Annotated in this window: 25 protein-coding genes and 1 tRNA gene; 15 read left to right on the top strand and 11 right to left on the bottom strand. The window is 66.4% G+C overall.

Features of this window, described 5'->3' with window-relative positions; translation table 11 throughout:
* Positions 1-390: 390 nt before the first annotated feature.
* Complete coding sequence (locus RND64_RS02360; protein WP_049700575.1) at positions 391-1146, bottom strand: hypothetical protein; 756 nt, start codon at positions 1144-1146, stop codon at positions 391-393.
* Between the two features lie 138 nt (positions 1147-1284).
* Here RND64_RS02360 and RND64_RS02355 point away from each other — a divergent pair, with 138 nt between their 5' ends.
* From RND64_RS02355 to RND64_RS02330, 6 genes are all read left to right on the top strand, one after another.
* A complete protein-coding gene (locus RND64_RS02355) occupies positions 1285-1764 on the top strand; it encodes a GyrI-like domain-containing protein (RefSeq protein WP_049700574.1) in 480 nt (159 codons plus the stop codon).
* A gap of 173 nt (positions 1765-1937) precedes the next feature.
* Complete coding sequence (gene acs, locus RND64_RS02350; RefSeq protein WP_049700573.1) at positions 1938-3890, top strand: acetate--CoA ligase; 1953 nt, start codon at positions 1938-1940, stop codon at positions 3888-3890.
* 194 nt (positions 3891-4084) lie between these two features.
* Complete coding sequence (locus RND64_RS02345) at positions 4085-4741, top strand: HEAT repeat domain-containing protein (RefSeq protein ID WP_049700643.1); 657 nt, start codon at positions 4085-4087, stop codon at positions 4739-4741.
* A complete protein-coding gene (locus RND64_RS02340) occupies positions 4728-5726 on the top strand; it encodes a MerR family transcriptional regulator (RefSeq protein ID WP_049700642.1) in 999 nt (332 codons plus the stop codon). The genes RND64_RS02345 and RND64_RS02340 overlap by 14 nt, the downstream gene beginning before the upstream one ends.
* 105 nt (positions 5727-5831) lie before the next feature.
* Positions 5832-6356 carry a phage holin family protein gene (locus tag RND64_RS02335; protein ID WP_049700572.1) on the top strand — a complete coding sequence of 175 codons (525 nt, stop codon included), beginning with the start codon at positions 5832-5834 and terminating at the stop codon, positions 6354-6356.
* Positions 6357-6359: 3 nt separating this feature from the next.
* On the top strand, positions 6360-7322 hold the full coding sequence (locus tag RND64_RS02330; protein ID WP_049700571.1) for an alpha/beta fold hydrolase: 963 nt from the start codon (positions 6360-6362) through the stop codon (positions 7320-7322).
* Between the two features lie 76 nt (positions 7323-7398).
* Here the strand turns inward: RND64_RS02330 and RND64_RS02325 are convergent, their stop codons facing one another.
* From RND64_RS02325 to nth, 4 genes are read right to left on the bottom strand one after another with little or no spacing between them, the layout of a single operon-like run.
* On the bottom strand, positions 7399-8601 hold the full coding sequence (locus tag RND64_RS02325) for a MarP family serine protease (RefSeq protein WP_049700570.1): 1203 nt from the start codon (positions 8599-8601) through the stop codon (positions 7399-7401).
* Positions 8598-9449: an NUDIX hydrolase gene (locus RND64_RS02320; protein ID WP_049700569.1), complete on the bottom strand. Its 852-nt coding sequence runs from the start codon at positions 9447-9449 to the stop codon at positions 8598-8600. Before RND64_RS02320 ends, RND64_RS02325 begins: the two co-directional genes overlap by 4 nt.
* Positions 9446-10192, bottom strand: a complete 747-nt coding sequence (locus RND64_RS02315) for a TlpA family protein disulfide reductase (RefSeq protein ID WP_049700568.1) — start codon at positions 10190-10192, stop codon at positions 9446-9448. The genes RND64_RS02320 and RND64_RS02315 overlap by 4 nt, the downstream gene beginning before the upstream one ends.
* Positions 10192-10968: an endonuclease III gene (gene nth / locus RND64_RS02310; RefSeq protein ID WP_197494473.1), complete on the bottom strand. Its 777-nt coding sequence runs from the start codon at positions 10966-10968 to the stop codon at positions 10192-10194. The genes RND64_RS02315 and nth overlap by 1 nt, the downstream gene beginning before the upstream one ends.
* A 99-nt stretch (positions 10969-11067) precedes the next feature.
* Between nth and RND64_RS02305 the strand changes: the two genes are divergently transcribed.
* Both RND64_RS02305 and RND64_RS02300 read left to right on the top strand, forming a co-directional pair.
* Complete coding sequence (locus RND64_RS02305; RefSeq protein WP_005171585.1) at positions 11068-11280, top strand: hypothetical protein; 213 nt, start codon at positions 11068-11070, stop codon at positions 11278-11280.
* A gap of 237 nt (positions 11281-11517) precedes the next feature.
* Complete coding sequence (locus RND64_RS02300; RefSeq protein ID WP_005171581.1) at positions 11518-12192, top strand: Crp/Fnr family transcriptional regulator; 675 nt, start codon at positions 11518-11520, stop codon at positions 12190-12192.
* Positions 12193-12198: 6 nt separating this feature from the next.
* Here RND64_RS02300 and RND64_RS02295 read toward each other — a convergent pair whose 3' ends face one another.
* From RND64_RS02295 to RND64_RS02280, 4 genes are all read right to left on the bottom strand, one after another.
* On the bottom strand, positions 12199-13098 hold the full coding sequence (locus RND64_RS02295; protein ID WP_235434451.1) for an MBL fold metallo-hydrolase: 900 nt from the start codon (positions 13096-13098) through the stop codon (positions 12199-12201).
* A 69-nt stretch (positions 13099-13167) separates the two neighbouring features.
* Entirely contained in the window at positions 13168-13932 is a 765-nt protein-coding gene (locus tag RND64_RS02290; RefSeq protein ID WP_049700567.1) for a sulfite exporter TauE/SafE family protein, read from the bottom strand.
* 13 nt (positions 13933-13945) lie between these two features.
* Positions 13946-14422 (bottom strand): RidA family protein, encoded by a 477-nt coding sequence (locus tag RND64_RS02285; protein ID WP_049700566.1) that lies wholly within the window; start codon positions 14420-14422, stop codon positions 13946-13948.
* Between the two features lie 10 nt (positions 14423-14432).
* Positions 14433-14597 (bottom strand): DUF4177 domain-containing protein, encoded by a 165-nt coding sequence (locus RND64_RS02280; protein ID WP_005208255.1) that lies wholly within the window; start codon positions 14595-14597, stop codon positions 14433-14435.
* 43 nt (positions 14598-14640) lie between these two features.
* Here RND64_RS02280 and RND64_RS02275 point away from each other — a divergent pair, with 43 nt between their 5' ends.
* The 4 genes from RND64_RS02275 (at position 14641) to RND64_RS02260 (ending at position 17613) form a co-directional block, all read left to right on the top strand.
* Positions 14641-15684, top strand: a complete 1044-nt coding sequence (locus RND64_RS02275; protein WP_049700565.1) for an ArsA family ATPase — start codon at positions 14641-14643, stop codon at positions 15682-15684.
* A complete protein-coding gene (locus RND64_RS02270; protein WP_290725032.1) occupies positions 15684-16793 on the top strand; it encodes an ArsA family ATPase in 1110 nt (369 codons plus the stop codon). Before RND64_RS02275 ends, RND64_RS02270 begins: the two co-directional genes overlap by 1 nt.
* Before the next feature lie 7 nt (positions 16794-16800).
* Complete coding sequence (locus RND64_RS02265; protein ID WP_049700563.1) at positions 16801-17214, top strand: alpha/beta fold hydrolase; 414 nt, start codon at positions 16801-16803, stop codon at positions 17212-17214.
* A 66-nt stretch (positions 17215-17280) separates the two neighbouring features.
* On the top strand, positions 17281-17613 hold the full coding sequence (locus tag RND64_RS02260) for an alpha/beta fold hydrolase (protein WP_049700562.1): 333 nt from the start codon (positions 17281-17283) through the stop codon (positions 17611-17613).
* A 13-nt stretch (positions 17614-17626) separates the two neighbouring features.
* Here RND64_RS02260 and RND64_RS02255 read toward each other — a convergent pair whose 3' ends face one another.
* On the bottom strand, positions 17627-17938 hold the full coding sequence (locus tag RND64_RS02255; RefSeq protein ID WP_049700561.1) for a WhiB family transcriptional regulator: 312 nt from the start codon (positions 17936-17938) through the stop codon (positions 17627-17629).
* 431 nt (positions 17939-18369) lie between these two features.
* Here RND64_RS02255 and RND64_RS02250 point away from each other — a divergent pair, with 431 nt between their 5' ends.
* Together RND64_RS02250 and RND64_RS02245 are read left to right on the top strand one after the other, a co-directional pair.
* Positions 18370-20823, top strand: a complete 2454-nt coding sequence (locus RND64_RS02250) for a penicillin-binding protein (RefSeq protein WP_049700639.1) — start codon at positions 18370-18372, stop codon at positions 20821-20823.
* Positions 20824-20963: 140 nt separating this feature from the next.
* On the top strand, positions 20964-22010 hold the full coding sequence (locus RND64_RS02245) for a metallophosphoesterase (RefSeq protein WP_200903287.1): 1047 nt from the start codon (positions 20964-20966) through the stop codon (positions 22008-22010).
* A 145-nt stretch (positions 22011-22155) separates the two neighbouring features.
* Here RND64_RS02245 and RND64_RS02240 read toward each other — a convergent pair.
* A tRNA-Pro gene (locus RND64_RS02240) sits at positions 22156-22229 on the bottom strand.
* Between the two features lie 317 nt (positions 22230-22546).
* Between RND64_RS02240 and RND64_RS02235 the strand changes: the two genes are divergently transcribed.
* Positions 22547-22954, top strand: coding sequence for a DUF7144 family membrane protein (locus RND64_RS02235; protein ID WP_049700560.1), 408 nt, complete (start codon positions 22547-22549; stop codon positions 22952-22954).
* The last annotated feature ends 216 nt before the right edge of the window (positions 22955-23170 follow it).

Genomic DNA, 23170 nt, shown 5'->3' with positions numbered 1-23170 from the left:
GGCGAGCACTCCCAGCACGGGCGGCAAGCACCCACGCGGAGCACGCCGCATTAGGCACAAGTGTTGTGCGCCTGCGACATCGCGGCTTCGAGCAACAACTCCGACAACTGCAGCGCCACGCCTGGCCCGAGAGTTCGTCCGGCACCGACATCGACGGATGCCGTGAGCGGGCCAGAGAGCAAGGGCAGCGCGACGGAGGAGACCTGTTCTCGCAGAACGTGATCCCTCGCCGAGGCGGTGACCACAACCCACCGCAGCACGCTTGGTAACTTGGGTCCGTGCTACGCGGGCGGCAACCTGTCGAGAGACAGGTGGGCCGCCCGCAGTGCTGTCTGGGCAAGTCTTCGCTCGCTGGCAGCGTCCGGCTCCCCGGCACCAATCAGGCGGCAATCATCCCGCGCGGGCGGCGTCGGCGATCGACTTCGCCTCTGTCGCTCCCGCCACCATCGCCTCGCAGCAGAACACGATCCACGCGCCCAGTGCTGCCGGCTCACCGGTACCGAATCCTGTTGCCAGCGAACGATATTCGTCGACCTTCTTGAACCAGGTCACTTCCGGCACACCGAGGCTGTGTGGATCGAGGCCACTCGACGTCGACGTCAGGCGCGACGCCGCGCGGGCGACGACACCGCTGGCGCTACCGAATGCGTCGAGCGTCAACAGTTCGCCGTGCACCACTGCGGCCAGCACCGGTGCAGGTGCCGACGTCGCGCCGGTGATCAACTGTCCGAGGAGTTCGAGGCGCGTCGCGACGTCGGAGCCGGGTCGCGGACGGCCGAGCAGGTCGGGGTCGTCGACGAGGTCGGCGGCGGCCAGCATGTGCAGTCGCGCGAACGCCTGCGCGGGCGCGCGTCGGTACACCGACGTCAACGCATCGAGCGAATCACCATCGAGCGCCTGGGCCACCCGCATCGCACCGGCAAGGATCGGGTCGTCGAAGTCTCCGTCGCGCCTCAGTTCGACGCTCCCCCCGTCGATCGCCGCAGACGATCGGCCGGCTCGCCACGACGCCTCTGTCGCGGTGTTGTTCCAGCCACGCAAATTGGCCGGATGCCGGTGCACGGCGCCGAGCGCATCGCGCGCACGGTCGGCGGCCTCGCGCACGCCGGGCAACTCCACAAGCGGCGCGAGAGGGTCGGTAGTCACAGTTCGCCACGGTAATCGATGCCGGCGCAGCCACGAATCGTGCCCCGGCGCGCACCCACCCCGCAAATACCCCCACCCAGCTGGAGCCCGCCCGGCCAATACCCGGTCGCGGCCACGCAACTGTGACACCGTCGAAGCATGCCTCTTCTCACCCAGGAACCACAGATCACCTCCGTCGACGCCGAGCAACTAGCGCTGATACGCGCGACCGTGACCTTTGACGCGCTGCGTAGCTTCTACGACGACGCGTTCGGCAAACTGCCCGCGGCGATCGCGTCGTCGGGGCTGGCGATCACCGGCCCGCCACGTGGGCTGACCTTCGGCCTCCCTACCGACACCATTGATGTCGGTGTCGGGTTCCCCGTCGACGGAGTCATCGAAGTGACCGATGACGTGGCGCCGTTCCAGACGCCGGGAGGTCGCGCGGTCACCTACGACCATCGCGGAAACTACGACTACCTGTCCGACGTCTACGCGGAGTTGTTCGCATGGATTGCCGATCACTCGCTGATCCGCGGGGACGTCGTGTGGGAGATCTATCTGACTCAGCCGACTCCCGACGCCGATCCGGAGGACATGATCACCCAGATCGTTGTTCCGGTGTCAGACGCCGTGTGAACCGTTCGTCGCACCCGATCGACAGCTCGGCGCGCGAGCTGTGCCGCCAGTCCCCCGGCGACTGCAACGCCACCCCAACGTGACTACCCTCACAATGAGACCCCGGCACGCCCCACCTCACTGCGGGTGGAGTCGCGTGAATGCACACCGAGAGTGAAAGGCCCTGCTCAGAGATGTCCACAGCTGCACACCCCACCGCACAGGTGTATCCGCCGACGCCCGAATTCGTCGCGCAGGCGAACGGCACCGCCGCGCTCTACGACCACGCCGACGCCGACCGCCTCGAGTTCTGGGCGGAGCAGGGCAGGCGCCTGGATTGGGACACCGATTTCGACCAGGTCCTCGACTGGTCGGACGCGCCATTCGCGAAGTGGTTCGTCGGAGGCAAACTCAACGTGGCGGTCAACTGCGTCGACCGCCACGTCGCCGCGGGCAAGGGCGACCGCGTCGCGATCCATTGGGTCGGCGAACCCGGCGACTCGCGTGACCTCACCTACAGCCAGCTCAAGGACGAGGTGTCCAAGGCGGCCAACTACTTCGCCTCGATCGGCCTGGTCCCCGGCGACCGCGTCGCCATCTATATGCCGATGGTTCCCGAGGCGCTCGTCTCGATGCTCGCGTGCGCACGCCTCGGCCTGACCCACTCGGTGGTGTTCGCCGGATTCTCCGCGGGCGCGCTGCGGTCCCGCGTCGACGACGCCGAGGCCAAACTCGTCATCACCACCGACGGCCAGTTCCGCCGCGGCAAGCCCGCACCTCTCAAGACCGCCGTCGACGAGGCACTCGGCACCGGCGACGACGCCGCGAAGTCCGTCGAGAAGGTCCTCGTCGTGCGTCGTACCAACCACGATCCCGATCTGAACTGGGTCGAAGGTCGCGACGTGTGGTGGGAGGACACCGTCGACGAGTCGTCGACTCATCACGAACCAGAAGCCTTCGACGCCGAGCACCCGCTGTTCCTGCTCTACACGTCGGGCACCACCGGTAAGCCCAAGGGCATCGTGCACACCTCGGGCGGCTACCTGACCCAGGCCAGCTACACCTTCCACTACGTCTTCGACCACAAGGAAGGCCGCGACGTCTTCTGGTGCGGCGCCGACATCGGCTGGGTCACCGGCCACTCGTATCTCGTCTACGGGCCGCTCTCCAACGGCGCGACCGAGGTGGTCTACGAGGGAACCCCCAACTCCCCCAACGAGCACCGCCACTTCGAGATCATCGAAAAGTACGGTGTCACAACCTATTACATCGCCCCGACGCTGATCCGTACGTTCATGAAGTGGGGACGCCAGATCCCCGACGCCCACGACCTGAGCTCCATCCGACTTCTCGGCAGCGTCGGCGAACCCATCAATCCCGAGGCGTGGAAGTGGTTCCGTGAGGTCATCGGGGCCGACTCGGCACCCATCGTCGACACCTGGTGGCAGACCGAGACCGGCGCCATCATGATCTCGCCGCTACCGGGTGTCACCGCGACCAAGCCCGGTTCGGCGATGGGACCGCTGCCCGGCATCTCGGCCAAGATCGTCGACGACAACGGCCAACCCGTCGGAGCGGGCGAGCAGGGCTACCTGGTCCTCGACCAGCCGTGGCCGTCGATGCTTCGCGGCATCTGGGGCGACGACGAGCGTTACCGCGACACCTACTGGTCGCGATTTGCCGAGCAGGGTTGGTACTTCGCGGGCGACGGCGCCCGCTACGACGACGACGGCGCGCTCTGGGTCCTCGGCCGAGTCGACGACGTCATGAACATCTCCGGCCACCGCATCTCCACCGCGGAGGTCGAGTCGGCGCTGGTCGGACACTCCGGTGTCGCGGAGGCCGCCGTGATCGGAGCCGCCGACGAGACCACCGGGCAGGGCATCGTCGCGTTCGTGATCCTGCGCGAAGGTGTCGAGAACACCGGAGATCAGCTGGTCAAGGAGCTCCGCGAGCAGGTGTCGGTGGAGATCTCCCCGATCGCCAAGCCGCGTGAGATCAACGTGGTGCCCGAACTGCCCAAGACCCGTTCGGGCAAGATCATGCGACGTCTCCTCAAGGACGTCGCCGAGGGCCGCGAGCTCGGCGACACCTCGACGCTGGTCGACCCATCGGTGTTCGAGGCGATTCGCAGCCGAAAAGGCTGATCCGCACGTACTGTTCGCCCGTTTTCAGTCATTCGGCGCGGCGCCGACCGGCAAAAGCCCAGGTCGGGGTCGACAGCCGACGAAAAAATGACTGAAAACGGGCGAGCTGCGTCTGGCGATCCCATCTCAAGGCGGTCTTGCTCTTGACCCTGACACGGTGACAGGGTTTTGACTGGGTCGCGGAGGTGATCACGATGACTCAGACACTTATCGACGCGCTGTCGGCGCCGGATTCGTCGATACGGCTGCGGGCGGCACTGGCGGCGGGGACCGAACCCGATCCGGCGCTGGTCGACACTCTGGTACACCGCAGCGGCGTTGAACCCGACTTCTTCGTCCGCGACATGCTGACCTGGGCGCTCACCCGGACACCGCCGTCAGCGACGGTGCCCCGAGTACTGGCGCAGTTGGATTCGACGTCGGCGCAGGCGCGCAGTCAGGCGTTGCACACGCTGTCGAAGATCGGCGATCGCAGTGTCTATCGGCACGTCACGGACCTACTGCACGATCCGGACGACGACGTGGCCCGAACCGCGTGGCGGACGGCGGTCGCGCTCGTTCCCGATGAAGAGGTCGCCGATCTCGCAGCCGCCCTGGCCGCAGAGCTCGGCCGCGGCGACCGGGAGGTGCAGCGCAGTCTCAGCCGTGCGCTAAGCGCACTCGGCGAGTCGGCAACTTCCGTTGTCGACACGGCGAGCGCGAGCGACTCCGAAGCGGTGCGCATTCACGCCGACGCCACCCGGCACCTGATGAACGACCCGGACGGCGACTTCGCCGACGCGGTCGAGCAGGCACGGCGCGCACTGACACTGCGTGGTGCACCCGTCCGCGTCGACGATGCTGATCGGTGAGGTGTCGCGGCATTCGGGCGTCAGCGTCCGGATGCTGCGGCACTACGACCGGCTCGGCCTGGTGCGACCCGCGACCCGCACGACGGGCGGATACCGCGACTACTCCCCCGACGACATCGCGCGGCTGTTCCGCGTCGTCGGGCTCCGCGCGCTCGGTGTGCCGCTGGCGGGCATCAAAACGCTGCTGGACACCCCGGGGACCGCAGAGCCCGCAGACATGGTCGACGAGCTCATCGCGCAGACGCGCCAACGAATCTCGCGCGAGACCGAGTTGCTCACGCTCCTGACCCGCATCGCCGACGCCGCGCCCACCGACTGGGAGGACGTGCTGAACTCGGTGAAACTGCTCCACGATCTCGACTCCGACTCCGCGGCCCTACGCCAGCGGGCCGCGCTGACCGCGCGCGACGGACGACTCTCACCGGAAGCACTCGCGAAAGCCGTTCTGGCCGAGCCCGATACGAATGTCGCCGGCACCCTCGTCTGGGCGCTCGCCAGTGCCGCAGATCCCGCCGCCGAGGCTGCTCTCGGCTCTGGCCTCGACTCCGCAGACCCTGAGATTCGACGCCGCGCGGTGTCGGCGATCTCGAAGCTGGGCACCGACACGGCCGACGAACTCCTGCGGCGAGCACTCGACGACTCCGACCGCGCCGTCGCCGATGCCGTGACACTCGTCCTCGGATCACGAGGTCACGCCGACATGATTCCGCGGCTGATCGACATGATCGTCGACGGCAGTCACGACGTCGACGCGGCCGATACGCTCCGCGATCTCGCGCACGCCGTCGATACCGCCGACGACATCGCGACAGAACTCGGCCGACTCCTCGACAGCGACAATCTCGATTCGCGAGCGCGCAGCAGACTCGCCCAGGCACTCGTCGACCTGCCGGGCGAGGTAGCCGCGCACATCCTCGACGCGCACATCGCCGACCACGATCCCGCAGTGGCCGCACTCGCCACGCTGCGACAACACCGCTCATGATCGGGCGGCACGCACCACACGCCACGTCGACGTGGCGGCGGGCACGACCGCGGAGACCGGCGCATGGCAACATATGGCAGGAGAACGCCAAAGACGGAGGATGCTGTGAGTGGAAACGAGTCCGGCCGGTCCGACTACCGCAACGCAGGGGGGAAGACACCGTCGATCCCGCTGAGTGACGCCGACCGCGACTCGTCCGGCGAGGCAAGCGTCGGAAGCCTGGTCAAGAACGCCACCGCGAGCGTCTCGACGCTGTTCCGGTCCGAGGTCGCGCTGGCCAAGGCGGAGTTGGTCGACGACGCGAAGAAGGCGGGTGCCGGTACCGCTCTGCTGATCGTGGCGGGCGTGATGGCTCTGTACGCGAGCTTCTTTTTCTTCTTCTTCCTCGCCGAACTGCTCGACAACTGGGTGTCGCGCTGGCTCGCGTTCCTGATCGTGTTCGCGATCCTCGTTTTCATCACGCTGATCGCAGCGTTCGTCGGTTACCTCGTGTTCAAGAGGGTCCGCGGTCCGAAGAAGACGATCAGCAGCGTCAAGGAAGTGCAGAACGTGCTGCCGGGCCGCCACGACGACGCGGCGATCGGGCACGGCGGTAGTCATCCCGCGATACCGCCCGCACGCGAGGCCTGAGATTTGGCCGCAGCCCCCGACCCGTCCAGTGTCCGGTTCGCCGGGCCCTGGCGTCATCTCGACGTTCGCGCCAACGGGGTGCGGTTCCACGCTGTCGAAGCCGACGGTCCAACCACGTCGTCGCCGAGTCCCGACCGCCCGCTCGCGCTACTGCTTCACGGCTTCGGTGAGTTCTGGTGGAGCTGGCGGCACCAACTGGCCGACCTGACCGAGGCTGGGTACCGCGCTGTCGCGGTGGATCTGCGCGGCTACGGCGACAGCGACAAGCCCCCACGCGGATACGACGGGTGGACGCTGGCTGGCGACACCAACGGACTCGTCCGTGCACTCGGACATACGTCCGCGACGCTCATCGGCCATGCCGACGGCGGGTTGGCATGCTGGGCAACCGCAACGCTGCACCCCCGCGCCGTGCGCGCGATCGCGGTCATCTCCTCACCCCATCCGCGGGTTCTGCGGCGCGACGTGTTGCGCGACGCCGAGCAGCGGTCGTCGTTCCTCGGCAACTTCTTGAGCAATCAGGTGCCGCGCATGGCCGAACGACGACTGACCAGACACAACGGCGCGTTCATCGGCGAGTACTTCGCCGAGCGGTCGGGCCTCGGATGGCAGGACACCGACGACTACACCGACACCGTCGACAAGAACCGATCCGCGATCCAGATACCCGGAGCCGCACACTGCAGCCTCGAGTACCAGCGCTGGGTGTTCCGGTCGCAATTCCGACCCGACGGCGTCCGCTTCATGGACCTCATGGAGAAGCAGTTGTCCATCCCGGTCCTCGCGGTGCGCGGCGTCGACGATCCCTACATCACCGACGAATCAGTCGGTGCCAGCGCCGAATGGGCCTCGGACTTCGACTACCGCCCCATCCCCGGCAGCGGCCACTTCGCCCACCAGGAGCGGCCCGCCGAGGTCAGCAAGCTGCTGGGCGACCTTCTCGCCCACACCGACCGCGACGACTAGCGCACAGTCGACGCTCTCGAGCGCACGCTCGACCGCAAAACCCGTCGACTGTGCGCTTCCTACGGTCGAGTGTGTGTCAGGAATGCACGCACTGGCCCGTGCTCACGCGGGCGGTGCGGCGCTCGGAGGCGTCGAGGTCGGACTTCACCTGCTTGGCGGTGAGTACGAAGCCGGTGTCGTCGGCGGTGTCCTCGGCGGCACCGAAGACGACGCCGAGCACATCGCCGTCCGGAGAGATCATCGGTCCGCCGGAATTGCCCTGCCGGATGGTGCCGCGCACCGTGTACACCTCGCGCAGCACCTGGTCGGTCCGATAGATGTCCGGCCCCGACAGGTTGATCGTCTCGCGCACGCGCACCGCGGTCGACGTGAACGGCCCGGCCTCGGGGTAGCCGAGCACGATGGCGTCGGCTCCCGGCTTCGCCGACGAGTCGTCGAATTGCAGTGCGCTGACGCGCAATCCGGGGACGTCGAGGACCGCGATGTCGTTGCGGCTGTCGAAGAGCACCACTTTCGCGGCAAGCGAGTCGCCGCCAACGGTCTGCACCGTCAGTCTGCGGGTGCCCGCGACGACGTGCGCGTTGGTCATGACCCGCTCGGCCGACACGACGAATCCGCTGCCCTCCAGCGCCTGCTGGCAGCTCGGGGCGACACCCTCGATCTTCACGACGCTCGGCCGCACCCGCGAAACCACGGCGGAATCCTCGAGCGATGTGTCGGGCGGGCCGACGTTCGCGACCGGAGTCTGCACGAACGGGCCGATCACCTGGGGTAGACCCGAATCGTCGAGCATCGGTCCGAGCTCGCGGGTCGGGAAATCCCGCAGCCACGTCGGGGCGAATGAATCGACGCCACCCAGGATCGTGGATCCGCGTACCGCGCTTGCGATCTCGGGCGACGACGCGCGTCCGAGCGGAATCGCCAGCAACCAGGCCGCGACCAATACCGCGACCACCTGCAGCATCAACCCGATCACGCTGTCGACGTGCCGCAGCGCCGTCGACCTGATCCCGCCGCGGGCCGCGCGCCCGAGCACCATGCCCGACGTCTCGCCGATGATGACCAACACCACCAGCAGCGCGACCCCTACTACGAGTCGCATACTCCGATCATCGATCCGCGAAAGCACATGTGGCGCAATCAAAATGCCGGCAATCGCGCCGAGTATCACGCCGACGACCGCCAGCCCCGACGCCACCGCGCCCTGTCGCCATCCACTCAGCGCAGCCAGCAATGCGAGCGCGATGACGATCACGTCAACCCACGTCGACCCGCTCACCGAGCTGCATCCTCGGACGTCTCGGCATCACCGTCACCGTGGTCGACAGCGCGGCTCAGCGACGGAAATCCGCTCAGCTGAGGCGATCCCGCCCGAGCTATCGCCTCTTCGAGCGGCCGGACGTCGTCGTGGTTCCACGGGACGTCCCACCCCGACGCGTCGCTGATCGCCGCGATGAGCCCGCCGGTGAAGCCCCACACCAGAAGTCCGTCGACGAAGAACGCTGGACCGCGATAGGCGCGCGCACCGAGCACCGACCGCTGCACCTGAAAACGGTTCTGCGCTGCCAACATCTCCCGCAGGTTCACCCGCACAACCCGCGACGTCTCCGCGGAGTCGACGACGTCGACCGGCCCCGGTTCACGCCAGTGCGCGACAACCGGGGTCACCTCGAAATTCGACACCGGCACGGGAAAGCTCGGCAGATTCGCGAGGACGTCGACACTGCTCGCCTCGAGTCCGGTCTCCTCGGTCGCTTCGCGCAGTGCGGTACCGACCGGATAGTCGTCGCCCGGATCGAACGAGCCGCCGGGGAAAGCCACCTGCCCGCTGTGCTGCCGCAACGTCGGGGCGCGCTCGGTGAGCAGCACCTCCGCGTCGGCGGGCAGCCCGCCCGGATAGTCGGGGTCGGCATCCCACGAGCCGGAGAACAGGATCAGCACCGACGCCGCGCGTCGGTCGCGACGCAGCATCGACGCCCAGCGAGAGCGGTCGCCACCACGATCGAGCACGCTGTCGGTCACGGCCGAGACATTGCCGGTGAGCTGCCGCAACCACGGAGGAACCTTCGCTGTGTCGACAAGTTGCCCGACGTGCGGCTCCTGCGACGGCTGATCGGTGCGCGTCACGTGGCGACACCGGTGGCGTCGCGCACGGCGTCGGCAACCTCGTCGACGCTGCCGAACTCCTTGGGAAGTGTTGTGGCGATGGTCCCGTCGGGTCGGAGCAGGATGGTCGATGGGAAGACTCGCGGTGCCCGAAGTGCCGCCGCGACCTTGCCGTCGACATCGAGGACCGTCGGGAGATGGACGCCGACCTCGCGCAGGAACGTCAAGACCGCGAACGGATTCCCCGCGCCCTGTTCGGCATGCACGGTGAGCACCGTAACCCGATCGCCCGCGCGCCGCGCGTACTCGGCGAGTACCGGTAGTTCGCGCCGACACGGCAGGCACCACACCGCCCACATATTGATGAGCACGGGCTTTCCGGCGGTTCCTGCGCCGAGGTTGTAAGCACTCCCGGTCGCCAGACACGGCGCGACGACCCCCGCGAGCACTGCGCCACTCGATTCGGGCAAGCCGTTGTTCGGGCAGGGTTCGACGGCGGCGTCGGCACGGGCCTTGGCGAGCGTGGCGTCGTCGACCTTCGCGTCGGGGACCGCCGCGACGCCTGAGTTGTCGGTCGGGCTGCCGAGGTTGTTCGACGATCCCGAATCGCGCGGCCAGATGGCGACGATCAACGCGACCATGACGACGAAGAACACCAGGGTCCAGCGCAGTGAGGACGGAAAACGGTTGCCTCGACGCTGCGGCGGTGGGTCGTCGTGCGGGGTCGGGGCGTCGGGTCCCGATGTCGTCGCGGATGTGCCCACTACGCGGAGATCCCTGCGAGTTCGAGGATGTGGTCGGTTTCCGGCCCCTTCACAAGCTTCGCGGCCTCTGCTTTGTCCATCGGACCGAGTCCGACGGACGGACAGTCCTTGGCGAGCACACAGACGCCGCACGCGGGCTTGCGCGCATGGCACACGCGCCTTCCGTGGAAGATCACGCGATGCGAGAGGTTGGTCCATTCCTTGCGCTCGAAGAGCTCGCCGACGGCGTGCTCGATCTTGACCGGATCGGTTTCGGTGGTCCACCCCCATCTCTGCACGAGACGCGAGAAGTGGGTGTCGACGGTGATGCCAGGGATGTCGAAGGCGTTGCCGAGCACGACGTTGGCGGTCTTGCGGCCGAATCCGGGAAGGCTGACCAGCTCTTTCAGGGTGTGGGGCACCGTGGAGTCGAAACGTTCGACGAGTGCCTGCCCGAGCCCGATGATCGAGTTGGCCTTGTTCCGGTAGAAGCCGGTCGAGCGGATCATCTCCTCGAGTTCGGTGCGATCAGCACCCGCGTAGTCGTCGGCGGTGCGGTATTTGGCGAACAGCGCGGGCGTCACCTGGTTCACGCGGACGTCGGTGCACTGCGCCGACAGGATGGTCGCGACCGACAATTCGAGCGGGTTGGTGAAGTCCAATTCGCAGTACACATGCGGGAACTCGACCTTGAGTTCACGGTTCATGCGGCGTGCACGGCGAACCAGTCCGAGATGGGTTTCTGTCCTGGCTCCCGCAGCCGTCTTACGTGCACTCACACGATTCAGGTTAGCCATCGACTCCGACCAGGTCGGTGGCGACGGCTTGATAACAAGTCAGTGAAGGCGACGATTCCAGTTATGAGCCTCGTCGGCGGTCGGTGTTTACTGATCGGTATGCAAGGACTCGCCGCACTGCTCTTCCCTGCTGTGTTGATGCTCTTCGCACTCGCGATGGAGAAGGTTCAGCACCACACGGACCGGCTCAGCGTCTCCCGCGACAACGTCGAGGAGTTTCTGCAATCAGCCGAGTCACAACATGTGGACACGCTGGCCAGGGACGGTTTTCCGGCAGCGCTCGACGAGCTGCGCGAGCGTCGCGCGAGCTGAGCGCAACCCTCGTCCGACACATGTGGCGAACCACGTCGACGTCGTCGACCATCCGATGATCACGCCCTCGTAGGGCGATCTCCACGATTCACACGGCCCCGCCGGAACATCAATTCAGCACGCGCAACACGGCCCCAAAGTGGCGCTAGTGACCCATCCAACACATATGCTTCAGGGCGAGAGTAGCGTTGCTGAGTGCGTGTGTCGTTCACGCGGCCGATGAGAAAGGTTCCTTAGGTGGAGGAAGTACTGGCGCGGGCGGGAATTTTCCAGGGTGTGGAGCCCTCCGCTGTCGCGGCGCTGACCAAGCAACTACAGCCCGTGGATTTTCCGCGTGGACACGTGATCTTCCATGAGGGAGAGCCAGGAGACCGCCTCTACATCATCCTGTCGGGCAAGGTGAAGGTCGGACGACGCTCACCCGACGGACGCGAGAACCTGCTGACCATCATGGGACCGTCGGACATGTTCGGCGAGCTCTCCATCTTCGACCCGGGCCCGCGCACGTCGTCGGCCACCACGGTCACCGAGGTCCGCGCAGTGTCGATGGACCGCGACGCGCTGCGCGCCTGGATCAAGGATCGCCCCGAGATCGCAGAGCAGTTGCTCCGCGTGTTGGCCCGACGCCTGCGTCGCACCAACAACAACCTCGCCGACCTGATCTTCACCGACGTTCCCGGACGCGTTGCCAAGCAGCTCCTGCAGCTCGCACAGCGTTTCGGCACCCAGGAGGGCGGCGCACTGCGCGTCACCCACGACCTGACCCAGGAAGAGATCGCCCAGCTCGTCGGCGCATCCCGCGAGACCGTGAACAAGGCTCTCGCCGACTTCGCACAGCGCGGCTGGCTGCGCCTCGAGGGCAAGAGCGTCCTGATCGCCGACTCCGAGCGCCTCGCACGCCGCGCGCGCTAGTTCTTCCTACGTCGCCTTCAAGTACTCCAACTGCGCCTTGACCGACATACGTGCGGCAGGCCAGAGCTTCTTGTCGACGTCGGCGTAGACCTTGCGGACCACCTTCATGGGCTTCGCCTTCTTCGCCGAGACACCCATGTCGTCGAGTGCGGCGACGATCTGGTCGAGCCGATCCTCACGGTGCTTCTTGTAGTACCGCGCAACGGGACCGAGATCGGGATGGTCGGGGCCGTGCGCAGGTAGAAGTGCCGCGCCCTCACCTTCGACGATCAACCGGTTCAACGAGTTGAGGTAATCGCGCAGCGTGCCGTCGCTGGGATCCAGCACGGTGGTGCCACTTCCGAGGATGGTGTCGCCGGTGAGAACCGCGCGCTGGTCCTCCCACTCGACGAGAAAGCTCACCGAATCGCCGGTGTGGCCCGGCGTGTGCAGCACGGTGATCTTCAGCCCGGCGATCTCGATGACCTCGCGGTCGGCGAGAGGTGCTGCGCCACGCGAGTGTTCGGCAAGCCGCGCCCGCGTCGCCACGCCGGTGTGCTTGTGCAACGCCGTGATTGCTCCGGTGTGGTCGCCGTGCCGATGCGTGATCAGCGTCAGCGCGATCCCCGGTTGCTCTGCGATGCGCTTGACATGCTTCTTGTGCTTGCGTGGCCCGGGATCGACGACGACGCACTCGTCACTTCCCGGGGCACGCAGCACCCACGTGTTGGTGCCGTCGAGCTCCATCATTCCGGGGTTCTCGCACAACAGAACCGACGCGAACGGCGTCACCTCACGCAGCACCCCGTACGCGGGATGCGATACGCCCGAATCGGTTTCGGCGTCGGGCGTGCCGGAGGCGTCGGATGCGGTGGTGGCGTCGGATGCGGTGGTGGCGAGGTCGTCACGATCGCCTGGACTCGTCATGCACACAGCGTAATGCGGCTCACATCGGCCGCATGTGGCCGCCCACCCACGACGACCGACCGCTGCTCCCTACTTGCTCCACATGTCGAAGCCGAGCTTCGCGACCATCACGACGACGACCGCGAGCAGCACCCACCGCACGAACGAGCTCCCCCGCCCGAGCGCCATGTGCGAACCCAATTGCGCGCCCGCGATGTTTCCGATGGCCAGTGCCAGGCCGAGCAGCCACATCACGTTCCCCTGCGCCGCGAACACCGCGAGCGCGCCGAGGTTGGTTCCGGTGTTGATGACCTTGGCCATCGCGGAACTCTCCAGAAAGCTCGTGCCGACGAGCGCCGTCAGCGTGATGATCAGGAACGTGCCGGTGCCAGGTCCGAGCACGCCGTCGTAAAACGCGATGACGACACCGCAGATCGCCAGCCCGAGAATGATCGACCGGCGCGACTTTCCCGTCATCTCGTGGGAGCCGAAGCGCGGGTTGAGAGCGACGAACAGACCAACGGCGACCAGCAAGACCAGCACGATCGGGGTGAAGACGTCGGCGGGCAGCAGACCCGCGACGAGCGCACCCAGAGCGGAGAAGACGACCGCACAGGCGAAGACCGGGGCGAGGCGTCGAAGGTCCATCGGTACCCGACGCGAGTAGCGCCACGCGGCCGACGACGTCCCGAAAATCGCCATCAGCTTGTTGGTCCCGAGCGCCGTCGCCGGCGCCAGTCCGGGGTTGGTGATCAGCAACGCCGGGATCATGATCAGCCCGCCACCGCCGACGACGGCGTCGACCCAACCCGCGGCGACGGCCGCGACGAAGAGGACTACAACGTCGAGACTCACCAGTCGGTGGGTATCACGACTCGGGCGTGACCTCGACGATCAGCTCGACCTCGACGGGCGACGCCAACGGCAGTTCGGCAACGCCGACGGCAGAACGCGCGTGGACACCGGCTTCGCCGAAGATGTCGGCGAGCAGATCCGACGCCCCGTTGAGCACCTGCGGCTGGCCGGAGAAACCCGGACCGGAGGCGACGTATCCGGTCACCTTCACGATGCGCGTGATCGCGTCGAGGCCGACGAGCGCGTCGATCGCCGACAACGCGTTGAGCGTGCACTGCCTGGCAGCACTGACCGCCTGTTCCGGGGTGACGGTGCCGTCGGCACCCTCATGGACCTTCCCCCGGAACTCGAGTTTGCCCGACACGAACGGCAACTGCCCCGACGTGTAGACCAGGTTCCCGATGCGCACGGCCGGAACGTAATTGGCCACCGGCTTGGCTGCGGGAGGCAGGACGATGCCGATCTGCGGAAGTCGTTCACTCCAGCTCATGGAACGCTCCTCAGCCCTTGGGTCGCTTGAGATATGCCACGTGTTGTTCGCCGGTCGGACCGGGCAGCACGCTGACCAGTTCCCATCCGTCGGCACCCCAGGTGTCGAGGATCTGTTTCGTGGCGTGCGTCAGCAGCGGCACCGTCGCGTACTCCCAGGCGGTCACTTCAGTCATGGACCCACCCTATCCCGAGACACCCAGCATCTAAGGTGAACCTGTGGCCGACAAAACAGCCGACGGGGAGACACTGCCAGGCACCGCCGACGAAGCCGAGAACACCTGGCCGGACAGCGCTTCACGTGCGCGCCTGCACTTTGTCTCCGGCAAGGGCGGAACCGGCAAGACAACCGTCGCAGCAGCCCTGGCGTTGGCGCTGGCAGCCGACGGCAAACGGGTGCTTCTCGTCGAGTGCGAGGGACGTCAGGGAATCGCGCAGCTCTTCGACATCCCGCCCCTCCCGCCGAACGACACCCGCATCGCCACCGCAGAGGGGGGCGGCGAGGTGTGGGCGCTCGCCATCGACATCGAACACGCGCTGCTCGAATACCTCGACATGTTCTACAACCTGGGATTCGCCGGGCGCGCGATGAAGCGCATCGGCGCAATCGACTTCGTCACGACGGTCGCGCCCGGCCTCCGTGACGTGCTGCTCACCGGCAAGATCAAAGAGCGGATCATCCACACCGACAAGGCGGGCAACCGCGTGTACGACGCCGTCGTCGTCGACGCCCCGCCGACCGGCCGGATCGGCAACTTCCTCGACGTCACCACCGCGATGGCCGATCTGGCGAAGACCGGACCGATCCGCAATCAGAGCGACGGCGTCGCCCGGCTGCTGCACTCCGAAGAGACCGTCGTCCACCTGGTGACACTTCTCGAGGCGATGCCCATCCAGGAAACCGTCGAGGCCGTCGACGACCTGCGGTCCAAGGACGTCAACGTCGGCACGCTCATCATCAACAAGGTCAGTCCCGTCTATCTCCCTGCCGATGAGATCGACGCGATCGCCGAGGGAGTCATCGACGCCCCGAGGATCGCGTCGAGTCTCGCCGACGCGCAGATGCCGGTCTCCGAGGCCGACCTCGCGGGTCTGCTCACCGAGAGCATCGAGCACGCGACGCGCCTGCAGGCCCAGCAGGTCGCCAAGGCTCAGCTCGACGAGGTCGAGGTGCCGACACTCGAGTTACCGCTGCTCGACGAGGGCATCGACCTCGGCTCGCTCTACGAATTGGCCAACCTGCTGCAGAAAGCCGGTGCGTGATGCCGCTCGACCTCAAGATGGGCTCCGTTCTCACCGATCCGGAGACCCGCGTCGTGATCTGTTGTGGCGCAGGCGGTGTCGGCAAGACGACCACCGCCGCCGCGATGGCTGTGTACGCCGCCGAGCACGGCCGCAACGTCGCGGTTCTCACCATCGACCCCGCTCGACGCCTCGCGCAGTCGCTCGGCATGACCGAGCTGACCAACGACCCTCAGCCGGTCACCGTCTCACCGGTCACCGCAGACGGCTCCGGTTCGCTCGACGCGATGATGCTCGACATGCGACGCACCTTCGACGACATGGTGCTCGAACATTCGACGCCCGAGCGCGCGGCGGCGATCATGGAGAACTCCTTCTATCAGACCGTCGCGTCGTCGTTCTCCGGCACGCAGGAGTACATGGCGATGGAGAAGCTCGGCAAGCTGCTCGAGCAGGATCGCTGGGACCTCATCGTCGTCGACACGCCACCGTCGCGCAATGCACTCGACTTCCTCGACGCCCCGCAACGCCTCGGGTCGTTCCTGTCGGGACGCCTGATGAAGGTGCTCGTCGGCGGCGGACGCGGCGTCGGGCGCATGGTCACCGGCGCGATGAGCCTCGCGATGCGAGGTGTGTCGACGATCATCGGCGGCGACATGCTGCGCGACGTCGCGACATTCGTGCAATCGCTGGATTCGATGTTCGGCGGCTTCCAGGAGCGCGCACTGCGCACCTACGAGCTGCTCAAACAACCCGGCACCCGGTTCGCGGTGGTCGCGGCGGCCGAACCCGACGCCCTGCGCGAGGCCGCGTTCTTCGTCGACCGTCTCAGCGAGGAGTCGATGCCCCTGGCGGGCTTGATCCTCAACCGCACACACCCCAACCTGACGAGCATCTCCGAAGAAGCTGCCCACGTCGCTCTGGAACGAGTCTCCGACGACCTCACCGAGGGCGTGCTGAGACTGCACGCCGCGCGCGCGGCCACCGGCAAGCGCGAACTGCACCTCCTGCAACGATTTACCGCGTCGCACCCGACGGTCCCGATCGTCGGCGTTCCGTCGCTGCCGTTCGAGGTCGCCGACCTCGACGCGCTGCACGCCGTCGCGGAAGAGATCACCGGCAGGGGCTGAACATCTGATGGCGCAACGTCGGCGAGCACGCACGCGGCCGACCGCCACGCTCCGCGGATTCGACGGCTCCTACGTCGACGTCGCAGGTCACCGCGAATGGCACGAGGTCGCGGGGAGTGGACCGGCCGTCGCCCTGCTGCACGGAGGGTACGGCGGGGCGTCGTCGTGGGCGCTCACCGCGCCGGTGTTGGTCGAGGCCGGATTCCGCGTGCACGTCCCCGAACGTCGGGGGCACGCGCGCACGCCCGACGTCGATGGCCCGATCACGTATCAGGCGATGGCCGACGACACGGTCGCCTACCTCGAGCGTCACGTCGAGGGTCCCGCACATCTCGTCGGCTGGAGTGACGGCGCCGCTGTCGCTTTATTGGCGGCGCGCGATCGCGCCGAGAAGATCACGCGCATGGTGTTGATCGGCTAGTACTACAACGACGACGGCAAGGTTGCCGACAGCCCGCTGACCGAGCTTCTCGATTCCGGGAGCGCGATGGCGGGCCTGCGGTCGCAGTACGCTGCGCTTTCGCCCGACGGCGCCGACCATTTCACGACGTTCGACGCGAAGATGAAGCACCTGTTCGCCACGGAACCGCGGATAGATCTGAACTCGTTGACGTCGATCATGACTCCGACGATGGTTCTGCAGGGAGACCGCGACGAGGTGACACTCGATCACAGTTCGGCTGTCGTAGCCGCACTCCCGCATGCACGTCTGGCAGTACTGCCGGGCAGTCACATGGTGCCCGCTGAGCAACCCGACGCACTCAATGCACTGCTGATCTCATTCCTGCGCAACGGGTTTCCCCGTTCACCCTGGGGTTGAACCCGGGGCGAGATCAGCCGACGGATACCTCGCGGCGTCGGCGCTGGGCAGCGAAGAACTCTGCCCACGAGGTCACCTCGGGGTGCTGACGCAACAACGCACGACGCTGACGTTCGGTCATGCCACCCCACACTCCGAACTCGACGCGGTTGTCGAGAGCGTCGGCTCCGCATTCGAGTTGCACCGGGCAGTGGCGGCAGATGACTGCGGCTTTCCGCTGAGCCGCTCCACGAACGAAGAGTTCATCGGGATCCTCGCCACGGCAACGCGCCCGTGCCACCCACGTCAGTCGAGTTTCGTTGGTCGATACCGCCGCTGTCGCCATGAGCCGACCCCTGTCTTTTTGTCGTTGCGCGCTGTGCGCGCCCCTTGTCGTTGCGCGCTGTGCGCGACCCGTGCCCGGCACAACGACCCTGCGTCGTTGCCGGCGAATGCTCGCCTCCCACACCACGTCACCGATTCCGCGGCGGTCGACCATTCGTAGATGCCCGTACCACTTCTGGTCTCCGTTGTTATGTGAGTCACATTCTGCACTCAATCTAAGGATCTGTGCATGCGTCCGCAACCCCTGAACCGGAGAAAACTGGCACAACCGTGCAAACTCGCAGGGAAACAGACAAAACCGCCGACAAAGACCCCATCGACTCGACGCGCCGGGTGCGGATTCAGGCCGACGTTGCGCGCCGGAGCAGACCGTCGGGCACCTCATCGGCGGGCCACGCGGTTGTCTCAGAAATCACACGTATCCTGTCCGATGTGCCGAAGTCGAAGAAGCTGTGGTCGCTCGCAGGGGCATGCGTGCTGGCCGGCGTGCTCGTTGCCGGATTCCTCTATCCCGCGGCCAGCGGCGTGGGTATCGCGTCGAACCGCGCGGCGTCGGCAGTAGAGAACGTCTCGTCGGAGTTACTCAGCGGAACGCTGCCAGAGGTCACGACGATGACCGACGCGGCGGGGACACCCATCGCGCGACTCTTCGACCAGTACAGGTACCAGGTCGGATACAACGACATCTCCCCCGACATGATCCGCGCGATCATCTCGATCGAGGACAGACGCTTCCTCGAGCACGACGGCGTCGACTGGAAGGGCACGATCCGCGCATTCCTCAAGAACTCGTCGTCGGGCGAAGTGCAGCAGGGTGCATCGACGCTGGATCAGCAGTACATCAAGAATTACCAACTCCTCGTGCTCGCCCGCACCGAAGCCGACCGCCAGGCAGCCATCGAGACGACGCCCGCGCGCAAGCTGCGTGAGGTGCGCATGGCACTCACGATGGAACAGTCGCTTCGCGACGAGGCGAAACGAAAGGGACTAGACGACGCCGCCGCCAAGCAGGAGGCGAAGAAGCAGATCGTCACCCGCTACCTCAACGTGGTGCCGTTCGGCAACAACGCTTACGGCATCGAGGCTGCGGCACAAACGTACTTCGGCAAGAGCGCCAAGGATCTGGACGTCGGCGAATCGGCGCTGCTCGCAGGCATGGTGCAGTCGAGTTCTGCACTCAATCCGTACAGCAATCCCGAGGCGGCGACCGAGAGACGCAACACCGTCCTCGACACGATGATCGTCAACTTCCCCGAGCGGCGCGCAGAGCTCGAGGCAGCCAAGAAAGCTCCGCTCGGTGTTCTTCCCCAGCCGCGAACGCCCGTCCAGGGCTGCATCGGCGCCGACAACAACGGCTTCTTCTGCGACTACGCACTGCAGTTCCTGGCCGAGAACGGCATGTCGCGATCGTCGGTCACCCGCGGTGGCTACATCATCCAGACCACTCTCAACCCCGAGGTGCAACGCAACAGCGTGCGGTCGGCGCAAGCCAACGTCAGCCCCGACGCCGACGGTGTCGCCGCTGTCATGAGCGTGATCCGGCCGGGCACCCGCTCGCACGACGTCCTGTCGATGGCATCGAGCCGCAATTACGGACTCAACGCCAACGCGTCGCAGACAGTGCAGCCGCAACCCTTCTCGCTGGTCGGCGACGGCGCGGGCTCGGTCTTCAAGATCTTCACCGTCGCCGCGGGCCTCGAGAAGGGTCTGCCGGGCAACTCCAACATCCCGGTTCCCGGCAGCATCGCGGTCGAGGGCATGGGCGACAGCGGCGGAGCCTTCGGTTGCCCCGTCAACTTCTACTGCGTCAAGAACGACGGTAAGTACCCGGCGTCGATGTCGATCACGCAGGCACTTGCACTGTCGCCCAACACGGCCTTCGTCAAGTTGCTGCAGCAGGTCGGCGTGAAGCCCGCGGTCGATATGGCCGTCCGCCTCGGCATGCGTTCGTACACGGTGCCCGGCTCATCGGGCTTCGGCGACAAGAGCATCGCGCAGTACGTCAAGGACGGCAATCTCGGTTCGTTCACCCTCGGCCCCTGGCCGGTCAACGCCATGGAGCTCTCGAACGTCGCCGCGACCCTCGGCTCGGGCGGCATGTGGTGCCCACCGAACCCGATCAAGTCGATCAGCAAGATCAAGCGCGACCAGTACGGCAACCCGGTCCTGGACCCCGACGGCAAGCCCGCGACCACTCCGGTCGCGTTCAATCCGCCCGGCTGTGAACGGGTCGTCGAACCCGGTATGGCCAACACGATGGCCAATCTGATGAGCCAGGACGACAGGGGCGGCGGCACGTCCGCGGGCGCGGCAGGCGCATCGGGCTGGAACCTTCCGATGTCGGGCAAGACCGGTACGACGGAAGCACACCGCTCGGCAGCGTTCGTCGGGTTCACCAACCAGATGGCTGCGGCCACCTACGTCTACTCCGACGGCCCCAACCCGTCGGGTGTCTGCTCCGGACCGGCACGGCTGTGCGGCGAGGGCGACATCTACGGCGGCATGGAACCCGCTCGGACGTGGTACTCGGCACTCACCCCGATCGCGACGAAGTTCGGTCCGGTCAGCCTCCCACCCGCCGACCCGCGCTACATGAACGGCAACAACAGCGGTCGGATACCGCAGGTCACGGGACTGCCCGCCAGCGACGCGACGTCGCGGCTGCAAGAAGCGGGCTTCAAGGTGAACCAGCTCGAGGTCGACAGCGGCAGGCAGCAGGGCACGGTGGTGTTCACAGCGCCGTCCGACTCGGCGATGCCCGGCAGCACCGTCACGATCTACGTGAGCAACGGCAGAAAGAACGACAGCGGCGACAGCCCCGGCCCGACGCAGACCACGGTGCAGGTACCGGGCGTCGGTCCCGTGGTGATCCAGCTTCCCGGCTGACGCCGGAGGGTGGGCTGCCCCGCTGACGCCGGAGGGTGGGCTACCCGGCTTTGACGCCGGAGGGGTGAGTTCGCCGGAGCGCTCGCCGAGGCGTGCTGTTGAGGTGGTTGGCCGACCACCGTGGCGCGTATCCTGGGTGAATGTCTGATGTCCACTCGGATGCCGCATTACGGGTGCGGGCCGCAATCTCGTCTATCGCGTCGTCCACTCCTTCGGGGCTGTTCCGTGAGCAACTGGCGTCGCACCGCACCGCGCGTGCGGTCGGCGCAGCGGCGGGCCTCGCCGCGGGCGGACTCTTCTATTCGACGGTGATCGAGCGCAACGCCTTCACGTTGCGCCACGCCACCATGTCGGTCCTCGAACCGGGCGCCGCACCGCTGCGCGTCCTGCACATCAGCGATCTCCACATGACGCCCAACCAGCGCCTCAAGCAGGCGTGGGTGTCTGAGCTCGAGTCGCTCGAACCTGACCTCGTCGTCAACACGGGCGACAACCTCGCCCACCCCGGCGCGGTGCCTGCCGTGATCCAGTCGCTTGGTGGATTGCTTTCGCGCCCAGGGCTTTTCGTGTTCGGTTCCAACGACTACTTCGGTCCGAGCCCCAAGAACCCGCTGAAGTACTTCAAGACCGATCACGAGCGCACCCACGGCACCCCGCTGCCCTGGCAGGATCTGCGCGCGGCGTTCATCGAGCGCGGCTGGCTCGACGCGACGCACTCCGTACGCGAGCTCGAGGTGTCCGGGGTCCGCGTCGTCGCTTCGGGCGTCGACGACCCGCACATCGAGCGCGACCGCTACGACACCATCGCAGGGCGCCCCAACCCACTCGCGCACCTGCGCCTGGGATTGACGCACTCGCCCGAGCCGCGCGTCCTCGACCGCTTCGCCGACGACGGCTACGACCTCGTGATGGCCGGCCACACGCACGGCGGACAGCTCTGCCTGCCCGGCATCGGGGCCATTGTCACCAACTGCCACCTCGACCGTTCCCGCGTCAAGGGACCGTCGAATTGGGGCACGTCGATGAAGTTGCACGTCAGCGCCGGACTCGGCACCTCACCGTGGGCGCCCGCGCGGTTCTGCTGCCGCCCCGAGGCCAGCCTGCTGACCCTCACTCCGGTCTCACACGGCGACGCCGAATTCGACGAAGACCACTCGCTGCCGCAGCTGGCCTCCGAGACGAGCTGACGGCTCGAGGCGGACAGCCCCGCAGAAAAACGCGATAGCCCCATAGAAACGAGGAGGCCCTGACCTGGATCACTCCGGGTCAGGGCCTGCTACTACTTCTCAACCACAAGAAGCTTTGTCGGATCGGGTTCAACCAGATCCGTTGTCGGGGTGGCGGGATTCGAACCCACGACCTCTTCGTCCCGAACGAAGCGCGCTACCAAGCTGCGCCACACCCCGTGTGCAACCTGCGATAGCTTACCCCCGCGACCGCCCAGCTACTAAATCGCCTGGTCAGAGTGTCGATTGCAGCCAACGCGAACAGGCGACCGCACAGCGCGAACTCCGACGCGAGCAACGGGAATCACGGGAACACAATCCGACCACCGCGATCGCCGAAGGACTCAGAACAACGCATTCTGAGACAAGGTTTGGCATCACTACCACACAAAAAGGACACATCTGCCCCTGTGGTCACTAGTGTCCGAACCAGAACAATCACCTCTCGACCAGCGCGACCAATTCATCAGAATCGACAATGCGAAAGGTACGGGCACATGAGTAGTGAGTTCGAGAAGTACGAGGCGAAACAAGGCACCGCATTCGGAATCACCGTCGTGGCCGCTGCACTTCTGTTCGTGGCGGGCATCGTCGGCGTCTTCGCCGGAATCTCCGCGATCGCGGGCGACAACCTCTATGTCGCCACTCCCGACTACATCTACAAGTTCAACCTCACCACGTGGGGCTGGATTCATCTGATCATCGGCATCATCGCGATCATCGTCGCGGGCGGCCTGGCGGTCGGCTCCGGATGGGCCCGAGTCTCGGCGATCATCATCGCGTCCCTCTCGATCATCGCGCAGTTCCTCTGGCTGCCCTACAACCCGTGGTGGGCGATCCTGATCATCGTCCTCGACATCGTTGTCATCTGGGCCGTGTCCACCTGGCAACCCGACGTCGTCTGACACGCTGACTCCCTGACCTGCCAACTCACGACAAAGCGGGCGAGCCCTGGACAAGGGCTCGCCCGTTTTCAGTCATTCCCGTTTCCAGTCATTTGGGGCGGTGTCGATCGGCAAAAGCCCAGGTCGGCATCGACAGTCGACGAGAAAATGACTGAAAACGGGCAAGCCGCTGATCGGGACCGCACTCTTTGCGCGACTGACGTGGCCCGCCAACCA

The sequence above is a fragment of the Gordonia sp. w5E2 genome, from assembly GCF_036540975.1.
In the GTDB taxonomy this organism is placed as follows: Bacteria; Actinomycetota; Actinomycetes; order Mycobacteriales; family Mycobacteriaceae; genus Gordonia; species Gordonia jacobaea.
This window is presented reverse-complemented; position numbering and strand designations above follow the sequence as displayed.

Excerpts from the sequence above, each read along its gene's own strand:
- RND64_RS02355 (WP_049700574.1), top strand. The coding sequence starts at position 1,285 with ATGCCTCTTCTCACCCAGGAACCACAGATCACCTCCGTCGACGCCGAG.
- acs (WP_049700573.1), top strand. The coding sequence starts at position 1,938 with ATGTCCACAGCTGCACACCCCACCGCACAGGTGTATCCGCCGACGCCC.
- RND64_RS02345 (WP_049700643.1), top strand. The coding sequence starts at position 4,085 with ATGACTCAGACACTTATCGACGCGCTGTCGGCGCCGGATTCGTCGATA.
- RND64_RS02340 (WP_049700642.1), top strand. The coding sequence starts at position 4,728 with ATGCTGATCGGTGAGGTGTCGCGGCATTCGGGCGTCAGCGTCCGGATG.
- nth (WP_197494473.1), bottom strand. The coding sequence starts at position 10,968 with ATGGCTAACCTGAATCGTGTGAGTGCACGTAAGACGGCTGCGGGAGCC.
- RND64_RS02305 (WP_005171585.1), top strand. The coding sequence starts at position 11,068 with ATGCAAGGACTCGCCGCACTGCTCTTCCCTGCTGTGTTGATGCTCTTC.
- RND64_RS02295 (WP_235434451.1), bottom strand. The coding sequence starts at position 13,098 with ATGACGAGTCCAGGCGATCGTGACGACCTCGCCACCACCGCATCCGAC.
- RND64_RS02285 (WP_049700566.1), bottom strand. The coding sequence starts at position 14,422 with ATGAGCTGGAGTGAACGACTTCCGCAGATCGGCATCGTCCTGCCTCCC.
- RND64_RS02280 (WP_005208255.1), bottom strand. The coding sequence starts at position 14,597 with ATGACTGAAGTGACCGCCTGGGAGTACGCGACGGTGCCGCTGCTGACG.
- RND64_RS02270 (WP_290725032.1), top strand. The coding sequence starts at position 15,684 with ATGCCGCTCGACCTCAAGATGGGCTCCGTTCTCACCGATCCGGAGACC.
- RND64_RS02265 (WP_049700563.1), top strand. The coding sequence starts at position 16,801 with ATGGCGCAACGTCGGCGAGCACGCACGCGGCCGACCGCCACGCTCCGC.
- RND64_RS02260 (WP_049700562.1), top strand. The coding sequence starts at position 17,281 with ATGGCGGGCCTGCGGTCGCAGTACGCTGCGCTTTCGCCCGACGGCGCC.
- RND64_RS02255 (WP_049700561.1), bottom strand. The coding sequence starts at position 17,938 with ATGGCGACAGCGGCGGTATCGACCAACGAAACTCGACTGACGTGGGTG.
- RND64_RS02245 (WP_200903287.1), top strand. The coding sequence starts at position 20,964 with ATGTCTGATGTCCACTCGGATGCCGCATTACGGGTGCGGGCCGCAATC.
- RND64_RS02235 (WP_049700560.1), top strand. The coding sequence starts at position 22,547 with ATGAGTAGTGAGTTCGAGAAGTACGAGGCGAAACAAGGCACCGCATTC.